The sequence below is a fragment of the Cobetia sp. 5-11-6-3 genome (assembly GCF_013374055.1).
In the GTDB taxonomy this organism is placed as follows: Bacteria; Pseudomonadota; Gammaproteobacteria; order Pseudomonadales; family Halomonadaceae; genus Cobetia; species Cobetia marina.
Genome location: NZ_BLWJ01000008.1, coordinates 176,757 through 196,230 on the forward strand (window position 1 = coordinate 176,757; position 19,474 = coordinate 196,230).

The 19,474-nt window shown below is 62.1% G+C and carries 16 protein-coding genes; 10 read left to right on the plus strand and 6 right to left on the minus strand.

The window, feature by feature from the left end:
- Positions 1-72: 72 nt before the first annotated feature.
- Entirely contained in the window at positions 73-1,206 is a 1,134-nt protein-coding gene (locus HXS66_RS13895) for a tripartite tricarboxylate transporter substrate binding protein (RefSeq protein ID WP_077371246.1), read from the minus strand.
- 206 nt (positions 1,207-1,412) lie between these two features.
- A complete protein-coding gene (locus HXS66_RS13900; RefSeq protein WP_218015190.1) occupies positions 1,413-2,528 on the minus strand; it encodes a 4-oxalomesaconate tautomerase in 1,116 nt (371 codons plus the stop codon).
- Between the two features lie 134 nt (positions 2,529-2,662).
- Here HXS66_RS13900 and HXS66_RS13905 point away from each other — a divergent pair, with 134 nt between their 5' ends.
- On the plus strand, positions 2,663-3,553 hold the full coding sequence (locus HXS66_RS13905; protein ID WP_084208457.1) for a LysR family transcriptional regulator: 891 nt from the start codon (positions 2,663-2,665) through the stop codon (positions 3,551-3,553).
- Between the two features lie 267 nt (positions 3,554-3,820).
- Positions 3,821-5,653, plus strand: coding sequence for a dipeptidase (locus HXS66_RS13910; protein ID WP_255303268.1), 1,833 nt, complete (start codon positions 3,821-3,823; stop codon positions 5,651-5,653).
- Positions 5,654-5,856: 203 nt separating this feature from the next.
- Here the strand turns inward: HXS66_RS13910 and HXS66_RS13915 are convergent, their stop codons facing one another.
- Positions 5,857-7,305 carry an amidase gene (locus HXS66_RS13915; RefSeq protein ID WP_176503862.1) on the minus strand — a complete coding sequence of 483 codons (1,449 nt, stop codon included), beginning with the start codon at positions 7,303-7,305 and terminating at the stop codon, positions 5,857-5,859.
- Positions 7,306-7,580: 275 nt separating this feature from the next.
- On the opposite strand from HXS66_RS13915, the gene HXS66_RS13920 reads away from it, so the two are divergent.
- The gene (locus tag HXS66_RS13920) at positions 7,581-7,775 is read left to right on the plus strand and encodes a DUF3008 family protein (protein ID WP_077371330.1); all 195 of its coding nucleotides are present in this window, start codon (positions 7,581-7,583) and stop codon (positions 7,773-7,775) included.
- 197 nt (positions 7,776-7,972) lie between these two features.
- Here the strand turns inward: HXS66_RS13920 and HXS66_RS13925 are convergent, their stop codons facing one another.
- Positions 7,973-8,764 (minus strand): OBAP family protein, encoded by a 792-nt coding sequence (locus tag HXS66_RS13925; RefSeq protein WP_176503863.1) that lies wholly within the window; start codon positions 8,762-8,764, stop codon positions 7,973-7,975.
- 261 nt (positions 8,765-9,025) lie between these two features.
- Between HXS66_RS13925 and HXS66_RS13930 the strand changes: the two genes are divergently transcribed.
- On the plus strand, positions 9,026-9,754 hold the full coding sequence (locus tag HXS66_RS13930; protein WP_176494099.1) for an HAD family phosphatase: 729 nt from the start codon (positions 9,026-9,028) through the stop codon (positions 9,752-9,754).
- A 230-nt stretch (positions 9,755-9,984) separates the two neighbouring features.
- The gene (locus HXS66_RS13935) at positions 9,985-11,037 is read left to right on the plus strand and encodes a capsular polysaccharide synthesis protein (protein WP_176503864.1); all 1,053 of its coding nucleotides are present in this window, start codon (positions 9,985-9,987) and stop codon (positions 11,035-11,037) included.
- Positions 11,038-11,306: 269 nt separating this feature from the next.
- Here the strand turns inward: HXS66_RS13935 and HXS66_RS13940 are convergent, their stop codons facing one another.
- Entirely contained in the window at positions 11,307-11,738 is a 432-nt protein-coding gene (locus HXS66_RS13940; RefSeq protein ID WP_254696508.1) for a hypothetical protein, read from the minus strand.
- A 389-nt stretch (positions 11,739-12,127) separates the two neighbouring features.
- Here HXS66_RS13940 and HXS66_RS13945 point away from each other — a divergent pair, with 389 nt between their 5' ends.
- Positions 12,128-13,759 (plus strand): BCCT family transporter, encoded by a 1,632-nt coding sequence (locus HXS66_RS13945; RefSeq protein WP_176503865.1) that lies wholly within the window; start codon positions 12,128-12,130, stop codon positions 13,757-13,759.
- A 102-nt stretch (positions 13,760-13,861) separates the two neighbouring features.
- On the opposite strand, the gene HXS66_RS13950 is transcribed toward HXS66_RS13945, so the two are convergent.
- Positions 13,862-14,872, minus strand: coding sequence for an LLM class flavin-dependent oxidoreductase (locus HXS66_RS13950; protein ID WP_176503866.1), 1,011 nt, complete (start codon positions 14,870-14,872; stop codon positions 13,862-13,864).
- Positions 14,873-15,104: 232 nt separating this feature from the next.
- On the opposite strand from HXS66_RS13950, the gene HXS66_RS13955 reads away from it, so the two are divergent.
- The 4 genes from HXS66_RS13955 to HXS66_RS13970 all read left to right on the plus strand — a co-directional run bounded on the left by HXS66_RS13955 (position 15,105) and on the right by HXS66_RS13970 (position 19,466).
- Complete coding sequence (locus tag HXS66_RS13955) at positions 15,105-15,875, plus strand: extensin family protein (protein ID WP_176503867.1); 771 nt, start codon at positions 15,105-15,107, stop codon at positions 15,873-15,875.
- Between the two features lie 270 nt (positions 15,876-16,145).
- The gene (locus HXS66_RS13960; RefSeq protein WP_084208465.1) at positions 16,146-16,526 is read left to right on the plus strand and encodes a hypothetical protein; all 381 of its coding nucleotides are present in this window, start codon (positions 16,146-16,148) and stop codon (positions 16,524-16,526) included.
- A gap of 80 nt (positions 16,527-16,606) precedes the next feature.
- Positions 16,607-17,353, plus strand: a complete 747-nt coding sequence (locus tag HXS66_RS13965) for an SAF domain-containing protein (RefSeq protein ID WP_176494095.1) — start codon at positions 16,607-16,609, stop codon at positions 17,351-17,353.
- 133 nt (positions 17,354-17,486) lie between these two features.
- Positions 17,487-19,466, plus strand: coding sequence for a pilus assembly protein N-terminal domain-containing protein (locus HXS66_RS13970; protein ID WP_176503868.1), 1,980 nt, complete (start codon positions 17,487-17,489; stop codon positions 19,464-19,466).
- Positions 19,467-19,474: the final 8 nt, after the last annotated feature.

Sequence of the window (19,474 nt, forward strand, 5' to 3'; positions counted from 1 at the left end):
CTCAACCTCTTGTTCTTCTCTGGTGCTTCTTGCGCTCTCCAGCGTCATGGCGCTGGAGAGCGTCAGCGGGCTTCAACGAGATTGCAGGCGAATACCGTGTCGTTCCATCAGCCAGTGCTTGACCCATTCGTGCTGGGTTTCGCTCAGTTGCATGGCGTCTTGCAACTGCGCCGCTGCCGCCTTGCCGACCATCAGGCCATAAGGACCGACCTTCACCGCCGCTTCCTTGAGGAACTCGGGGTCCTTGGCCATGTCACGTGCCGCCTGACGGTATTGCTCCAGCAGTGCTGGATCGACACCCTTCGGCACCAGCAGCATCTTCTGCATGGCGTAACCGGAGGCGAAGAACTTGTGGAAGATCTGATAGGCCTCGTCATCGCGTGAATGGCCTTCCTGCGCCAGATACAGCTCGGAGAAGGTCGGCAGGTCCGGGAAGGACGGGTCGCGCTCGATGTGGCCTTCGTCATCCATCACGCCGAGGCTGAACAGCGGCACGGCCTGGCCGGCGTCGACCAGCGGCGTGACGTTGCTCCTGTAGGCGGAGGTGGTCTGGAAATCGAGGGCGACTTCGCCACGCTCGAAGGCCAGGCGACCTTCACCACGGCTCTTCATGCCGAAGACCGGATCAACCTGGAAGTCGAGCAGATCGAACGCCATCAGCACCGGCATCTCGAGCCCGGTCGGGTTCTGGCCGGCGAACTTCACCGTCTGGGAGGCGAGGGCCTTGAGCGCACTGGCGCTGTCCTTGCCCAGCGAGCTTGAGGCATAGACGACACCGCCTGTCGGGGCGGCGAGGATCGGTTCCCAGTCGGCATAGTCGTAACGCACGCGACGGTCGCGCAGCATGGCCGGATACTGGGTAGAGGCCGAGGTGACGACCATCTCGTCGCCATCATCGCCGGCACGCTTGCTGAACAGGTTGACGCCGGTGATGGAACCGCCCCCCGGCACGTTGTCGATGACGACAGCCGGGTTGCCCGGCAGGTCCCTGGTCACCCAGTTGGACATGAAGCGTGCCCAGACATCGGTGCCGCCCCCGACCCCGAAGGGCACGGTCCAGGTCAGGGTGTCAGGGACTTCCGCCGCGGCGTGCACGGCGGAAGACAGCGGCAGCAGGCCCATGACGGGCAGCATGACGGCCAGGGCGGTGGTGCGGGCATGGCGCTTGAGGGCATGGCGTTTGGGCGTAGACACGATGAGGGACATGGTCTGACTCCTGATTATTGTTGGAATGCGTTGTCAATCAGTGATGCGCTAACTGCATGGCGGCGCAGAGAGGTCATTTCATTTCAATCAAATGCATTGTAAATCAATCTTCTGCAGTACTTTCGTCACGCTTGTCGAGGCGCTGTCGGCGCAGAGGTACATGCGGTCGTGACAGCCTGGCGATCCTGCACGCGCGCGGACTGCGCTCAGGCGCGTTCAGGCATTTCCAGCGAGTCCGGGAGGTTCAAGAACACCTCGCCATTCATGATCTTGCGTGCCGTGCGCAGCAGGGACACACGGCTGGGGGTCATCGGGTCGCCATCGGCGTGTTCGACCTCGACGTCCAGGAACCCGGCCGGGTGCTCGAGCTTCACCTTCTCCGCCAGAGTCCCCGGTGTCAGCGTGCCGGCGGCCAGCGCCACGCGGTTGGCCAGAGTGCCCGGGAGACTGGTCGCGACGGCCAGCGTGATGGCCCCCGTGACGGCCAGCGCGCCATGGCAGCGATGCGGCACGAAGTAGCGTGCGCACAGGGTACCGCCCTCGGTGCGCGGAGCGGAGAGAAGCACCGGCTTGGGCAGCACCGAGTCACTGACGTCGCCCATGCCCATCAATTCCCCCGCCTTGAGGCGAATCTTCTCGAGGCGTGCCATCGCGTCACGGTTGGCGTCCATCTCGGCGGGCGCTTCGTTGCCTGCCCAGCCCAGACTTGCCGCTTCGATCAGTACCACCGGCGTGGCGGAGTCGAGGCAGGTCACCTCCACGCCCTCGATCACGTCGATGACCTGACCGCTGGGCAGCAGCTTGCCGGTCTTGGCACCGACAGCGCCCAGAAAGCCCAGCTTGATGGCGCTGCCGGCGCCGGGCACACCACTGATGCGCGTGTCGCCCTGGTAGGCGACGCGACCATCGGGTGTCGGGACCTGGCTGTCGATCAGGGTGCGGGTGTTGAGGTTGTGAATCCGCAGACGGGTCAGGTCACCCTTTGCCGGGATCATGCCGGTCTCGATGGCATAGGGGCCGACCGCGGCCAGCATGTTGCCGCAGTTCGGCGAGAAATCGACCTTGTCGCCTTCCACATCGACCTGGGCGAACAGATAGTCGATATCCGCTTCAGGATGCGTGGAGGGGCCGACAAGGGCGACCTTGCTGGTCAACGAATTGCCGCCGCCCAGCCCATCGATCTGCAATGCGTGGCCGGAGCCCATGACCTGGCGCAGGACTTCGCGACGGCCGTCGTCATCGGCGGGGAGGTGGTCCAGACGCAGGAAGGGGCCCCGAGAGGTACCGCCACGTAGGATCATGCAAGGAAGTGAATGCATCATGTTGGAACGCGCTCCTGTCTGTTTGCGCCTTTCTGAAGCATCACAGCCGATGATCTATGCATCAAATGCAAATAAAAACTATACTGTCACCATTACGCGCATTAATCCGAATAATGAATCAATAGGATAGTTGCATGCATAGATTGGAGTTTCTGGATCTGTCGGCATTTGTCGAAGTGGCCGAGAATCATTCCTTCAATGAAGCGGCGGAGCGACTGCACATCTCGCAGCCGGCCCTGTCGCGCCGTATCCAGAAACTGGAGGAAGTGCTCGGTGCAAAAGTGCTGGAGCGTACGACGCGGAGAAGCCGCTTGACGCCAATTGGACGTGATTTCCTGCCAAAAGCCCGCAAGTTGCTCGAAGATTACGAATCCTCTCTGGTGGGCGTTCGCGAGCTGGCCACCCACCGCAAGGGGGTGCTGACCATCGCCTGTCTGCCCACGGCAGCCTTCTACTTCCTGCCCAGCGTGGTGCGCGAGTTCAATACCGCCTACCCCGGCATCCGGATTCGCATCCTGGATGTCAGTGCCAATGAAGGGGTCGAAAGGGTGGTCTCGGGGGAGGCAGACTTTGGTATCAACATGGTCAGTGCCCACCATCCGGCAGTAGATTTCACCTCCATCTATCGTGATCCCTTCGTGTTGGCACTGCGTCGCGACCATCCGCTTGCACAGAAAAAGCGCGTCGAGTGGAGCGATCTGGATGATGTGCGCCTGATCACCGTCTCCCGCGATAGCGGCAACCGCATTCTGCTCGACAACACCCTGCTGTCCGCCGGATTGCATCTGGACGGCTTCTACGAGGTCCAGCATCTCTCGACCTCGCTGGGGCTGGTCGAGAGCGGGCTTGGCGTCGCCATCCTGCCGTCGATGGCGATGCCCGGGCCGGAGCACGAGGTGCTGTGTCAGCGTGAGCTGCCCGAGCCACGCATTGACCGCACCATTGGCCTGTTGCGGCGTCGCGGTGAGTCGCTGTCACCGATCGCGGAGCTGTTCATCGAGATTCTGCTCAAGCGCTGGAACTGACCACACGCAAGGGAAGGGCCCATGAGTGTCAGGCGTGCAGGGGCTGGCCAGCCTCGGTTCAATATATGAGGTGTTTATGTATAAGTTTTTTGTGTTTCACTAAAGGGCCAGGTCACGGCCAGCATGTTCGACGGCGTGGCCGATGACAGCGTCTCGATGTCGCGGGATCCGCCTGATGGCGCAGGTCGGTGAGGGGCTTGCTCCCACCTCGTGCCGTCAGGCCATTGATGACGTGGATACCTGCCCAACACAAGGATGCACATGCCCATGAGTACCCGAATAGCCACTCACGCCACCTCCCGTCAGACAGCCCTTGCGCTGGGCCTGGCGCTCGGACTTGGCAGCGCGCTGCCTGTCAGCGCAGATGAGCCGATGGCAGCCGATGACACTGGCAAGCGCGCGCCGCAGGGCGAGCACACGCTCAAGCATGAGCAGCTGGCCAGTCTGGTCGAGCAGGGGCAGGAGACACTGGCGGCAGACTTCAACGGTTTCCTCAAGCAGGTCGCGGAACGCAATCAGGAAGACAGCGCGGTTTCCGGCGCCATTGACCACTATCTGGCCGGCGAGCCGCTGGAGGGGGATGACTTCGTCAACGTCTATCGCCTGCTGGGGGTCTACAACCGACTGCAGTATGGCGATGACGTCCAGGAGCTGCTCAAGGAAATGGTCGCGATCCCGACCTTCAAGGTCGGTGAGAAACCCCAGCATGAAAACCCCGAGATCTCGCGTTTCGGGGAGTTGATCAAGGACAAGGCCGAGGCATTCGGCTTGACGTTCCGCAACGTGGATGACCGTGTCTTCGAGGTGGAGCTCAAGGGGACGGGGGAGGATGTGTTCGGCATTCTCACCCACGGGGATGTGGTGCCGGCGGACCAGGAGGGCTGGACGCTTGAGGATGGCACCCACCTGGATCCGTTCGAGGTCACCGAGATCGATGGCAAGCTGTACGGGCGTGGCACCGAGGATGACAAGGCCTCCATCGCCGCGGCGCTGTATGCCATGAAGTCTCTCAAGGAGAACGCGGTGCCGGTCAAGCGCACCATTCGCCTGATGATCGAGACGACGGAAGAGACCGGCGGTGAGGGCTTCGCCTATTACAAGGCGCACAACGCGCTGCCCGAATACAACATCGTGCTGGACAGCGGCTATCCGGCAATCACTGCCGAGAATGGCTTCGGCACCATCGATGCGCGCTTCCCGCTGGCACGCGAGACACAGACGGGGCAGGCGGCGGATGCCCTGCCGGCGATCACTTCCTTCAAGGGGGGACTTGCGACCAACCAGATTCCCGAGCGCTCCGTCGCTACCCTGCACGCCAGTGATGCCGCGGGCGCCAAGGCGCTCAACCACAAGCTGGAAGCGCTTGGCAGCCGTTACGTCAACGAGCACGGCAAGGATTTCAGCGTCGCCAGTGAAGTGAAGGGCGAGGACGTCATCGTCACGGTGACGGGCAAGTCGGCCCACTCATCGGCACCGGCCAATGGCGTGAATCCGGTGACACGACTGGCGGGACTGCTGGCCACCTCCGGTATCGATTTCCAGGACAGTGCCTATGAAGATGCCGTGCACTACCTGAATGACAATTACGGGCTGGATTATCACGGCAAGCTGCTGGGCATTGCCTACTCCCATGATTTCATGGGGCCGCTCAAGGTGACGCCGACCTATCTGGAGAAGGAGGACGACGCGCTGCGTGTCGCGGTCAACGTGCGGGCTCCGGCGGGCGAGAAGTCGCCTGAGGAACTCAGCCAGGTGATCAAGGAAAAGCTCACAGCCTATGCCAGGGAGCAGGGCATGGACGTGGCGCTGAACGTCGAGATTCGCGACTGGATGCTGCGTGACCCCAGCGGTGCCTGGCTCCAGACGCTGCTCAACATCTTCGGCGATACCACGGGACTCGATGCCGAACCGCGTTCCTCGGCGGGGAGCACGACCGCCAAGCTGCTGCCCAATGCGATCAACTTCGGGCCGTCGATGCCGGGCGAGACCTATACCGGACATACCTCTGAAGAGTTCAAGCGTGTCGACAATCTGCTGCTGGACATCCAGATGTTCACCGAGATGATGGCCCGCATCGGCAATCAGGATTCGCTCAAGTAATCGGGTGAGTTCGCGGGGCCGCCGTCATGTGAATCGCCTTTTGCATGGCGTATTGAAATAGACTTTTGAATAGCCCCGGAAATTGCCTCTTGCCTGGGTGACAGGCATCACATGCCAACGCCCGCCACCGCCCCTGATGAAGGGGCAGTGGCGGGCGTTGGCGTCTGTGAAGGTCGCCGGTCACCCAGTGTGGCCGCGCGATCTCACCTCGGGCGGTAGGGCTCGGCGGGGTGCGCGGTCGGGTAGGCGTCCATATAGGCGGTGGCCGCTTTCAGGAGATGGACGTCAGAGTGCCTGGCGCCTGCCAGCTGAAAGCCGACCGGCAGCCCCTGCGAGGTGAATCCGCAGGGGACCGAGGCGGCGGGTTGGCCGCTCAGATTGAAGGGGTACGAGAACGGCGTCCATTCCTCCCAGTCGTGCCATTGGCTGGCGGGCGGCACCTGATGATTCAGTGCGAAGGGGAGGACGGCGACGCTTGGCGTCAGCAGCAGAGGGTAGTCCTGATGGAAGCGCTCAAGCTGTTGGGTGAGCCGGTGCCGGGCCTCGAAGGCCTCGAACAACTCAAGCGAGGTCCAGTCGCGGGCACGCATGGCATTCTCGACCAGGCCGGGGTCGAGCTGTTCGCGCTGGCGGGCATCACAGCCTTTCCAGACCCCTAGCGACGCGGTGAACCAGATCTTGCGAAACATCTCGAGGCTTGAGTCGATGGGGGGATCGACCTCCACGATCTCGGCGCCAAGCCCCGCCAGACGCTCTGCGGCGCGTGCTACCCGACTGGCGATCTCGGGGTCGACATCGGCCTGCCCGAGGCGCGGGGAGTAGGCGATTCGCAGGCCTGTCAGTGGCGTGCCGATCTCCACGCCCCAATCCTCGGGTTGTCCGCGGGTGGCGTAGGGGTCTTGTGCATCATGACGGCCGATGACATTGAGCATGGCGGCGGCGTCGCGTGGGCTGCGGGTGAGCGGCCCGATACTGGACAGGGAAGCGGCCTGGGCGGGAGGCCACTGGGCTGTCCAGCCGAAGGTGGGCTTGAAGCCGAAGACACCACTGAAGGCGGCGGGAATGCGAATTGACCCGCCGGAATCTCCGCCTTGATGCAGGACTCCCAGGTTCAGGGCGGCGGCGGTGGCCGCACCCCCCGAAGAGCCGCCCGGGGTCAGCGCGGTATTCCAGGCATTGCCGGTGGCGCCATGCACGCGATTGTCGGTGACGGCCTTCCAGCCGAACTCGGGGGTATTGGTCTTGCCCAGCAGAATCGCGCCTGCCTCGCGCAGGCGCCGCACCGGAGGGGCGTCCTGCTGACAGGGCGTGGCTACCGTGGTGAGCGAGCCCTCGCGCGCCGGCATGCCGGCGACATCGGTGAGATCCTTCAGCGAGGTCGGGATGCCATCGAGCGGGCTCAGGGGCTGGCCCGCCTGCCAGCGCTGTCTGGCGTGATGCGCCGCCTCCAGCGCCGTGTCATGCGCGACATGCACGTAGGCGTTGACCGCCGGATTGAGTCGCTCGATACGGGCGAGCACTGCCTGTGTCACTTGCAGCGGGTCGAACTCGCCACGTCGATAGCCGCGCGACAGCTGCTCGGCGTCCAGGGTGGTCAGGTCATCCTGGGCGGAATGTGGCGTCAGGTCGTGGGGGAATTCGGCGTCGGGCATGGCGGCTCTCCTGCGGGTGAACGGGGCCCATCGATGGATGGCATATGGCGCTTGCATGGACGAGCGGTACGCTGTGGCTGGCGCATCGCTGACAAGACGTGGCCTGTTGTTCATGGCCTTGGGTCAGCGGGGCGAAACTCAAGGCTTGTCGAGGCTTGAAAAGCTCGCGGGAGAGCCGCATGGCGGTGAATGAGCATGACAGCGAGTCACCGCGTCAGGCTCGTTGGCGCCGATCATGGCGCATGAAATTCATCCAGAGTGATGGGAGGAGAGTCATGCCAGCCAAGTCCAGAGCACAGCAGATGGCAGCAGGAGCGGCGTTGGCCGCGCGCCGGGGAGAGCAGAAGGCGAGCGAGCTGGAGGGCGCTGCGCGTTCGATGTACGACTCCATGAGCGAGGAGGAACTCGAGAAGATGGCCTCCACCTCACGTGAGGGAAAACCGCGGCACGACAACCAGAGCGACGATTAGCACGACAACCAGAGCGACAACCAGCACGACCGCCAGCACGACCGCCACGATCGAGGTGGTGCCGAGAAGAAGCCACCCCGAGTGGTTTGCTCAGATGACAGGGCGCCCGGCAATTGCCGGGCGTGCTGTCATGAGTGCTGTCATGAGTGCTGTCATGAGTGCTGTCATGAGTCGCGTCATTCGCTGTCGAGAGAGGGTCAGCGCTGGTCGTCCAGGCTCTCGTGAGGCGGCTGATGCGACTCGCTGTCAGGCGGTGTCGGGCCGCCATTGGCCTTCGGACTGACCTTGGGCATCGCGATATCCGCACGCTTGCTGCGGCGCTCCTCGGTGCTGATGCCCAAGCGATCATCGCGGCGCTTCATCAGCTCCTCGTCGATCTGGCCGTCACGGGTGAAGGCCATCATCAGTTGCGGAATCCCGTAGGGGAAGTCGTCGCGGTCGATCTGCCAGGTGTGGAAGGTCTTGCCGTAGGTCGTGACCAGATCCTCGAAGTAACTGCGCTCGGCCAGTTCCGGGATGCCCGGAGCCACCAGGATGCCCGACTTCACCTCATAGTGATGGCTGTGCCAGAGCGGCTTCTCTTCTTCGGGGAGACGCTCGTAACGTTCGGCGCTGATGATGTACTCGATCCCGATCAGACGTGCGTCGCTGCGGTTGGAATCGAAGATGACGCACTGGTGGAGATCATGTTCCAGGTGGATGCAAAAATGACTGGCTTCCACCTGGCGGCCCATGTCATCGGCGTAATGGTGAAAGCCGTTGAGGTAGGTGCTCATCGCTTCCATCGGGTACTTGCGCTGCATGACCTGCGAGGCCGCGTCCAGCACCTGGTGCTTGAGCGGATGGCCACTGCTGACCTTGCGAGCACTGTTCAGACGGCGTCCCAGAAAGAAGGCGGTCGCCGCGGCCGCGCCAGCGAGCAGGCCAGTGCCGAAGCCGCGCGTGGAGTGTGAGGCGTGATGGCATGGGGTGGACGTACGATGATGCATACTTCCTCCTGCGTGGTCGTCTCGAGTAAGTGAGAATCCCTGTCACACCTTCTCATTGCAGTGCATCTTGCTTGGCGAGGTCAAGGGATGCGCGATGGTGACGTTCGAAACACGGCAATTCGTGCTCAAGGATTGCCTTGTGTCGCCTCCGCCCTCATGAATGAGGGAAATGATGACTGTCATGGCGTCATCGTTGCCCTGACAAGCCCCCTGAGTGACAGGCCGATGCCATGCACCTCCCTTTGATTGCCTGGAGATTGAATGAAACAGCTGATATTTGATTGTGACGGAGTCCTGGTCGATAGCGAGATCATTGCCGACGGCGTGCTCAAGGAGAAGCTGCCGCTGTGGCTGCCGGATCTCGGCACGAGCGAGCAGATCGAGCATGAGCTGGATCGCTGCCTGGGGATGATGACGCGTGACATCCTGGTGGACCTGGAAGGCCGCAGTCAGCATCGCCTGCCGGCCGATGCCCTGGAGCAGGTTCGTCTGGAGGTGGATCAGCGTCTCGCCAACGGCCTCGAGGCCATGCCGGGCGTGGTGAAGACGCTCGAGTGGATTCGCGATCAGCGCCTGCCCCTGGCGGTGGTGTCCAACAGCTCCGCCTCACGCATGAAGATCAACCTCGAGAGCTCGGGACTGCGTGGCATTCTGGACGAGATCGCCGCGGCCAATGGCGACCGCGAACTGCCGATCTTCACCTCCGATGACGTCATCAACCCCAAGCCGGCGCCCGACCTCTATCTGCTCGCCCTCAAGACGCTGGGTCGTTCCGCCGAGGAATGCCTGGTGGTGGAGGATAGCCGCACGGGAATGCAGGCAGCCGTGGCTGCGGGTCTCAAGGTCGTGGGGCATCTGGGGGCCAGCCACATTCCGCCGGGCCACGCCGAGGTGCTGCGGGATACCGGCGCCTGGCAGCTCATCAAGCATTGGGAGGAATTCCCCGAACGCTGCCGGGAGGCCGGCCACCAGGTGCAGGAGCCGGCATGACACGATGCCGTCCGAGGTGAACGACTGACATCATGAACCCGCAGGACGGCACTGGCTGGCTGTTGTAACATCGCGGGAGTGCCGTCATCGAAAAAGCGTCACAAGGGTGTCGCCACAGCGCCGCAAGCCGCTGTGCCTGACATCGTCGCGTGTCGAGATGCCGGCAGTCCTGTCCATTCATCGCTCCCTCGTGGCTTCTGGAGCTACCTCTTCGTCTTTCGGAAATCGTGATGATCAACGCCTTCATTGCCAGTGATACCTTTGAAAACAAGGGCTATTGGCTGCGCAAGCGTGTCCCCTGGTTCAGTCGTCGCTACGACGCCCATTACGGCATTGACCAGCTTGAGCCCGGCACCCCTCGGCATCAGCAAGCCTCTGTGGCGCTTGAGCATCTGCGCGCCGCGTGCGAATGCCAGGCGAGCGGACACCAGACGTGCGAAGAGCAGCAGGGCGTCGAGAAGATCATCTGGATGTATTGGCATGCCCCGCTACAAGAGGCGCCGGAAGTGGTGCAGTTGAGCGTGGCATCCTGGCAGAGACAGAATCCGGACCACGAAGTGCGCCTGTTGAACGCTGACAATCTCGAGCAGGTGCTGGGCGTGGACCTCATGGCGGCGTTCGAGCTATCCACCGTCAGGCTGTCGATGGCGATGAAGACGGATGTTCTCAGACTCTATCTGTTGAGTCGCTTCGGTGGCATCTGGGCGGATGCCACGACGTTCTGCCTGGCGCCGCTCGCGACATGGTTGCCCGGCGCCACCGCCAGACATGGCGTCTTCACCTTCCGTCAGCACAAGGCACCCAGCCGGCCCGTGGAAGCCTGGTTCATCGCTGCCCGGCAAGGGTCCCCGGTGGTCACGCGGGTTCTGGCACTGTTCGTGGAGCATCTGTTCCAGCCACGCCAGACGGCCGTGTTCGTGTCCAATCGTGCCAAGAATCACGCGAAGCTGGGGATTGGACGTCAGCATCCCACGCTGCTGTATGCCGATTTCGTTCGGGACGCCGAGCGCCACGGTTTCATGCCGTATTTCTCGGTGGGCTACTTCTTCAACGAGAGCCTGCGTCAGCACTACACGCCCTCTCTGATCGAGGCGTTCATGGCGCTGGACAATCGCTTCGCCAGCAATGGTGCACCGTTCGAGGTGTTCGAGACGGCCGTGGTCTCCAAGCAGACCTACAAGCGAGACTATGAGTACCGTGAGTTGTTCAAGGCACGCAAGGCCCACCTGCTGGCGCTGCTGGAAAGGCATCCCGAGACTGCGCCAGAAGCGGCCGAGGTCTGAGCCTGGCCAGTGTCCATCCCTAGGTGTCTATCCCTGGGTGTCGACAGATGAGGTCAGCGGCGTCGGCGGGAGGGTGACGCGAGGGTGATGCAAGAGTGACGCGAGAGTGACGCAAGAAAGCAAGACGACAAGACAGGCCCCCGGAGTCTCTCCGGGGGCCTGTCTTGTCGTGGGACGTAGCAGTGGGAGCTGGCAGCAGGAGCTGGTGGCAGAAGGGCGTGCTTGCCGGAGAGCCCCACAGAGCCTGCGAGGCGTTGGGCGTGTCATCGCTAGCGAAAGCAGATCCGCGTTCCCCAGGCCAGCAATTCCTCCTGAGTGAGGGAGCGCGACACCATGCCGATCATCTCATCCCCCCACTGATCCGCCCAGGTCAGCACGCCGTGACTGATGCCCCGCGATCTCATGAGGTCGCGTATCTCTCCCGTGCCCTTGAACCACAGGGCCTTGCCATCAAGGCGAGTCAGATCGGAAATGCCGTGGCAGTGGTGAATGCGCACCTTGTAGATGCCATCCAATGACATGACCTCGACGACCGGCACCATGCCCTGTTGCAGGGCGCGCGACAGGGAATCGAGCGTCATGCTGGCCTCAGCCTGCCGCTCGGCGGGTGAGCTGACATGCAGCGTGTCAGGGGGCGTTGTAGGGAGGGTGGCAGTCTCGGTATTCGCCGTGTGGCGCGAGGTGGAGGCTTGAACAGGCATCGGGGATTCTCTCCGTGGCAGGTCATGTTTCTATCACTTGTGTACAAGTAATGTAGAAGTCTTTCGGCGTGCTCGCCAATGCCTGTCAGGAGCCGCCTGCCAAAAACCGCCTGTCATGAGCTGCCTGTCATGAATCATCTGGCAAGCTTCGCCTGCCATGAATTCTCACACCGCTTTCCGATATCAGGATGATACCCGTCATCTGCCTGCCCCTTGGCGCACCCAGCGCCGGCCAGACGCAAGTTTTCCGTCGCTGGCCCTTGAAGTTCTGGGGAATCAGAGTCATGTCTACAAGGCACTGCGAATATTCGTTGGCGATAGCGCTACTCGTTTCTCGCTGGTGCGCGATCCACCTCACCGCTGTCACAGCTAACAGGGAGTAGCGATATATGACATCTGGAGGAAAGCGCGTATTCAGCGCGTCAGTCATCATCATTCTGGGTCTGGTCGCGTTGGGGGCAGGATTCCCCACCCGTTTCGGTGAATTGGCTGATCAGGCGCTTGGCGCCGTGACCAGCATGTTCGGCTGGTTCTATCTGATTTCCGTCTTTGGTTTCGTGATCTTTCTGGTCAGCCTCGCGCTGAGCAAATACGGCAAGATCCGTCTCGGGCCGCAGGATTGCCGGCCTTCCTACAGCTTCTTTTCCTGGGTCAGCATGCTGTTGGCGGCGGGGTTCGGGGTCGGGCTGGTGTTCTACGGCATGGCAGAGCCCATGCAGCACTATCTGAAGCCTCCCTTCGGTGACATGCCGGGGGAGACGCCTGAGTCCGCGCGCTACGCCATCCAATATGCCTTCTTCAACTGGGGCGTCCATCAGTGGGCCGCCTTCTCGGTCGTCGGGCTGATCATCGCCTATTTCCAGTTCAGGAAAGGGCAGGCGGGGCTGGTCTCCTCGGTGCTGTCGTCCGTGACGGCCAAGCACCCCAAGGTGCGCCGCTACGGGCCAGTTCTGGATGTCTTCGCGGTGGTGGCCACCGTGATGGGGGTCGCGACGTCGCTGGGGCTTGGTGTGTTGCAGATGAATGGTGGTCTGCACTTCGTCTTCGGAGTGGAGGAGAGCTGGCAGTGGCAGTTCATCATCATGGGGGTGATGTTCTGTGCCTACATGGCCTCGACCTGGTCCGGGCTCGACAAGGGCATCAAGCGGCTGTCCAACCTCAACATGAGCATCTGCATCGCGCTGATGCTCTATGTGCTGTTCACCGGGCCGACGCTGGATATCCTCAAGACGATCACGCTGGGGATCGGCGATTATCTGCAGAACTTCATCGGCATGAGTCTGCGCATGTCGCCCTATGACGGCAATGACTGGAACAGTTCCTGGACCGTCTTCTACTGGGCATGGGTCATCGCCTGGTCACCCTTCGTCGGCACCTTCGTGGCGCGTGTCTCGCGGGGACGTACCATCAAGGAATATGTGGTGGGCGTGCTGATCGTGCCGCCGCTGCTGGCCTGTCTGTGGATCGGTGTCTTCGGTGGCGCGGCGCTCAACATGGAGCTGAGTGGGGATGTCGGACTGGCTGCCGCAACGGATGCCAACATCACGTCCGCGCTGTTCGAGATGTTCGATCTGATGCCCTTCAGCAATGTGCTGTCCGTTGTCGCGATATTGCTGATCTTCGTGTTCCTGGTGACGTCGGCGGATTCCGCTTCCTATATCGTGGCGCAGATGACGGACGCCGGCTCGATCAACCCGCCGCTCTACAAGCGTGTGGTCTGGGGCGTGCTGATCGCGGCCATCTGTCTGACGCTGATCTCGACGGGCGGTCTCAAGGGCCTGCAGTCGGCCTCTGTCCTCTCGGCGTTGCCCTTCACCTTCATTCTTTACGGAATGATCGTGGTGCTGGTGAAGGAGCTGCGTGCAGACCGCCGCCAGATGCTCAGCCAGCTCTATCGCCGTCATGGCGAGACACCGGTCGGTGCGGATGTCTTCGAGGCTGATAGCCTGGCCGAGGAAGACCGCATCCGTCGTGCACCGGACGTCAAGAATCGCCGAGTGAACCCGCGCGATCACCATTGAGCCGAGCCTGTGCTCTGACAGCAAGACGCCGCTCACATGTCATGTGGGCGGCGTCTTGCGTGGGGCAGGAGGGTGGGGCGTGGTGGGGAAATCCCCTTTCGGTCAACGCCTGGCGACCTCGGCGAGTATCTCGTAGCTCTTCAGACGGTCTGCATGGTCATAGAAGTCCGAGTTGAACATCAATTCGTCCGCCTGCGTCACTTCCAGCAAGTGCTCGAGTTCGCGGCGAATGCGCTCAGGCCCACCGATGATGGCGGCTGCCAGATTCTGGCCGACCATGGCTTCCTCCCGCGCTGACCAGTCCAGCGTCTCGCGGGGTGGCAAGGCGCGCGTGCTCTCACCGCGGATCAGGTTCAGGAACTTCTGTTGCTGGGTGCTGGCCAGGAAGTGGGCGCGTTCATCGCTCTCGGCGGCGATCAACGGCAGGCCGAGCATCACGTAGGGCGCGTCCAGCACCGCGGAGGGCGTGAAGTTCTCACGATAGAGCCGGATGGCCTCCAGCATGTAGCCGGGCGCGAACTGGCCGGCGAAGGCGAAGGGCAATCCCTTCTCGGCCGCCAGGCGTGCACTGAAATCACTCGACCCCAACAGCCACAGGGGCACATGAGTGCCCTGACCCGGCATGGCCTTGACGCGCTGAGCGGGGGAAGCCTCGCCCAGGTACTGCTCAAGCTCGGCCAGCCGCTGAGGGAAGTCGTGCACGCCGGCGGAAGGATCGCGGCGCATCGCCTGCATGGTGATGCCATCGGAGCCCGGCGCTCGCCCGAGTCCCAGGTCGATGCGGTCAGGATAGAGCGTGGCCAGGGTACCGAACTGCTCGGCCACCACCAGAGGGGGATGGTTGGGCAGCATGATGCCGCCGGAGCCGACTCTCAGACGTGATGTCTTGCCGGCGACATGGCCGATCAGCACTGATGTCGCGGCACTGGCGATCCCATCGATGTTGTGATGCTCTGCCAGCCACAGGCGATGAAAGCCCAGCGCTTCGACATGCTGGGCGAGGCTGACGCTATTGTGGAAGGTTTCGGCAACACTGCCGGTGTCTCGGATGGGGGCAAGGTCCAGCACCGAGAGCGGTATCCTGCCCAGTCGTGAGGTGGATGCTGTCGTCATGTTCGCTCCTGAAATCGCGTTGCCGTGCAGAGGCAGCCAGAGAATCGCGGCCCATCAGGGTGCGTCTGACCGCTCTGCTGGATTGCGCCCAGCATAGTGGACAGGCGAGTGTCTGGCAGCGCCTCATCCTTCATTTCACTGTTTCTGATATGGCATGCATGGGAGATGTCTCGGGCATGCCGGGAGCCGAGCACGGCGACGAGGGACTCGAGCCACGAAGAGGAGACATGTCATGGACAGACCGCAACGCAAGGCAGGACGCAAGGGCCGGTGGGTCACGCTGATGTGCCTGGCAGTCATCCTGCTGGGCGTCGCGCTGCAGCGGGACATCCTCGTGCTGTCACGCTGGATACCCGCGCATCATCTGCCGTGGACGCCTCTGCAGCTGGGTGACCCGCCCGGCATGCTGACCGGCTGGAAGCTCTCACGACTCGACGATGACCCGGCCGCCTGTCGCGCCTTTGTCGAGCGGGAAGCCCCGCAACGGGTGACCTTTCTGCCAGATCGCCCCAGTGACAGTGGCTGTGGGCTCATCAACAGTGTGCGCATGCATGCCGTGCCCGGGGACACGGGCAAGGGACAGGGCGTTCGCTTCAACCAGTCCTTCATCGCCAGCTGTCCATTGGCCGTGAGCTGGTTGCGTTTCGAGCGCCATGGCCTGCAGACGGCGGCGCAGGAGGTGATGGGGAGTAGGGTGACGCAGGTGACCCATCTGGGGAGCTATGCCTGTCGCAATATCTATGGGCGGGAGAACGCACGTCGCAGTGAGCATGCCACCGCAGATGCGCTGGATGTCTCAGGCTTCACGCTGGCGGATGGGCGTCAGGTCCGCCTGCCACGCGACTGGACGGCACCAGAGGATGAGGGTGCCCCGGGGCGTTTCCTGCGCGCCGTGCAGGACGCTGCCTGCGAGAGCTTCGGCACCGTGCTGGGGCCAGATTACAACGCGGCACATCGTGATCATTTCCATCTCGGCACACGGGGCTGGCGATTCTGCCGGTGATTCCTCACGGCGTCTGAGCGGCGCTTTCCAAGCCGACCAACATTGATCGAAAAAGGCACTGATGCGACTCGCACAGTGCCTTTTTCATGCCTGATGTCTACGCCATTTCCGGTGTGACATGGCGCGACACATTGGTTTGCAGTTGAAACTCTCTGAATCCATTAGTCTTCATGGCGTAGGCAGACGATGCAGATGACAGTCTGACGGTGGCCACGAATTGTCGGACAGGAAAGCGACGCTGACGCAGATATCCTCACTGGAGATTCTCAGATGAAAAAGACAACCAAGAAGTCCCAGGCAGGTTTCGTGATGACGACCGAGTTGGTGTTGATTCTCTCGGTGATGGTCATCGGTATGGTGGTAGGACTTGTCACCATGCGAGATTCATTGACGGCGGAAATGGAGGATGTGGCAGAAGCTATCGGCCAGCTGGATCAATCCTATGCATTTGATGGTCTGGTCAACGCGGAAGGTACGGCATTCCTGGAAGGTTCGGGCTTCATTGACAGTACCGATACCAATGCCGGTGACGAAGTCACCTTTGATTTCGTGGCGGTCGACTTCACCGAGTCCGGCGCTGCAAATGGCTCCGGGCCAAGTACGGGTGGCGCTGCGGATGATGCGGCAAGTGCCAGCAGCTTCACTCCGTAATCGACATCGTCACGGGTCGGGTATCAGCGTCAGGATGCCCGGCCCACCCGCCATGCCATAACTGAATATCGGAGGATGCCATGAACATTCGTCTCAATGGCAGCACGACGATCGCCATGGTCGTTTTCCTGATATCCACCTCGATGGCAAGCCTGTTGGGGTATCGTCAGTACGAGCGTGTGGGGGCTGAAGAGGTGCTGGTGGCCAACGATCTCATCGCTCGGGGTCAGATCGTCACCCCTCAGATGCTGGAACTCAAGATGATGAAGGATGTGGCAGGAGGGTTGCAGGACATGAGCATGGCAATCGGCAAGGTCATGACGCGCAATCGTCTGCCGGGGGATGTCATCCAGCCCCAGGATCTCCAGCCGGTGAAACGTCAAAGTCTCTCGCACTACATTCCTGAGGACAGAGTACTTTTCTCGCTCCCCATGGCGAGTCATTCCTTCCCCGTCTCACAGATAAAACCCAGTGATACCTTCGATGTCATCGGTAGCCTGAACGGGCGAGTCCGTGTCATCGCACAGCAGGTTCGCCTGATGGGTACCATGAACAATCCGCAGCCTTCTCCGGTGGAGAGTGGCCCCCTGTCATCGCTGTCACCCCAGGCCATCGGCAAGTCTTCCAGTCAGACATCCGGCCTGGTCATCGCGGCTCTTCCTGAGGATATCTTCCGGCTTGCAAGTCTGGGCGCCCAGGAAAGAGTGTCATTGGTATTGCATGGCAAGGAGGTCAAACATCGCTTGCCAATCGCACCTGCCGTTCAGACGCGTCAAATCGAGATCTTCCAGGGATTGCAGCGTCGAAGCGTGGACATAACGCTGTAGGATTTCCGCTGGTGGAGACAGGGCCTTTTCCTCATCTGATGGCCGACGATTCGTGAAAGGAATACCGAAAACGTCTTTCTTGGATCAGCGGTCTCGGCGTGATCCTCGAGATCAGCCATACCCCGGAGCGCCCATGAACAAGCTTTCCACTCTTCTTCCCGAGACCCCTCGTCTCCTGTTGTGCCTGGCACTTTTCAGTGCCGGCACAAGTCACCTCGTCATTGCGGCCGAGGTGGACAATGCTCCCCTTGCCGTGGGAAAGCCGGCCTTGGCCGGCAGTGATCTCCCCGCCGCCGGACTCATCAATGTGGATACGGCCTACAGCAGCGGCAGTTCCCGTTCGCGCACCCTGGTGCAGTGGACGCACGCGCGATTGGCCTTCGGCAAGGACATCGAACGCATTGCCGTCGGCAAGCAGAGCATCATCGAGGTCGAGGTGATCGGCGGCCGTGAAGTCCTGATGCTGGGCAAGGAAGTCGGTCGTACCACGGTGATGGTGTGGTACGCCGATGGCAGCAACGAATCCTTTCTGTTCAGCGTGAGCCCGGATCTGAGTGTCCTGGGCAGTGCGCTGCGCGAGATTCACCCCTCCATCTCCATTCATTCCGCCCCGGACAGGCCTGTACTGGTGATGCGCGGCAAGGTGCCCACGGCAGACTATCGCCAAGCCGCCCAGCAGGCCGCGATGGATTACCTGCTCTCCGGTCAGCGGGGTGGCATCCAGCCTGCTGCCGCGGGAATGCCAGCGGGAGCACCGACGATGGGCATGAGCACCAGCATGGCAAGCCCGGTCATCAACCTCATCAAGGTGACCCAGAAGCCCAAGCCGATTGCCGACAAGCTCAAGGAGGCCATCGCGTCGCTGGGGGGAGAGGAGGTCACGGTCAGGCGGCTGCAATTCGGTGAGATGCCCAATGATCTCTTCGATACCTTCCTGCTGGAAGGGGAGGTGCGTGATCAGGTGGCGTTGACGCGGATTCTGAACGTCGCGGCGCGCGTCGTCGGGGGCAGTCCGCTGGCCGGTGGTGATGCGGGGATCGATGTGCTGGCGGATGAGTCCGGGGCGCTGATGGGGGACAACGCTCGCGCCGGGGGCTTCGGAGGCTCGATCACCTCCAGCAGTGGTGTCGGTGGTGGCGGCAGCCTGAGCAACAACATCCGCAACAACATCGCCCGCTCCAAGGTGCTTTCCATCGCGGGAGGGCGCCTCATCTCGATGATCGAGGTCCGTGACGTGCCGCAGGTACGGGTGGCAATCCAGATGCATGAAGTCAATCGCTCGCGCATGAAGGCCTGGCGTCCGGACCTGAGCATCATGACCAACGGCTACAACGCCAGTGGTCCGCTGGCGCTGGGCGAGACCGGCGCCGCCGGTGCCTCTGGGCTCGAGAATGCCCTGCAGATTCTGGATGGCACCCTGATCAACAACCTGCAGATCGGCGGCAGTGACATCGCCTTTGACCTGCTGTTCAGCCTGATGGAGAACGAAGGCATCTCGCGCACGCTGTCACGCCCGACCTTGACGGTACTGGCCGGCGAGAGCTCGGTCTTCCAGGTCGGCGGCGAGATTCCGGTTCCCTCCGCCTTCGCGCCCTCCGGCGTGGGCCAGGATGACACCCTGGGCGCCAACACCAACGGGGTGTTCAGCGGGACTGACTTCAAGTCGTTCGGGGTCCAGCTCAGCGTGCGTGCCCTGGTCGATGAAAATGATCGCATCACGCTGGATGTGCTGCCCACCATCTCGACGCCGGACACCCTGCTGACTCAGCAGATTGCCGACAGCACCGGCTCCGAACTCAACAGTACCGCCTTCAACGTGCGCAGCCTGCGCACCACCACGCGCCTGCGCGACGGGCAGCCGCTGATTCTGGGCGGACTGGTCTCACGTGACATGAGTGGCCAGGAAGACCGCGTGCCCGGCGCCAGTGACGTCCCGCTGCTCGGCTGGATGACACGCTCCTTCAATCGTTCCGATGTCGACAAGGAGCTGGTCATCATCGTGACCCCCACCTTGATACGGGAGCCGATCAATGAAGTCGCCCAGTGGAGTTTCCCGGATGGTGCCAGCCGTCTTGCCGACATGCCGCTGAGTCGTCTGCCATCTTCGCGTTGAGGAGTCCG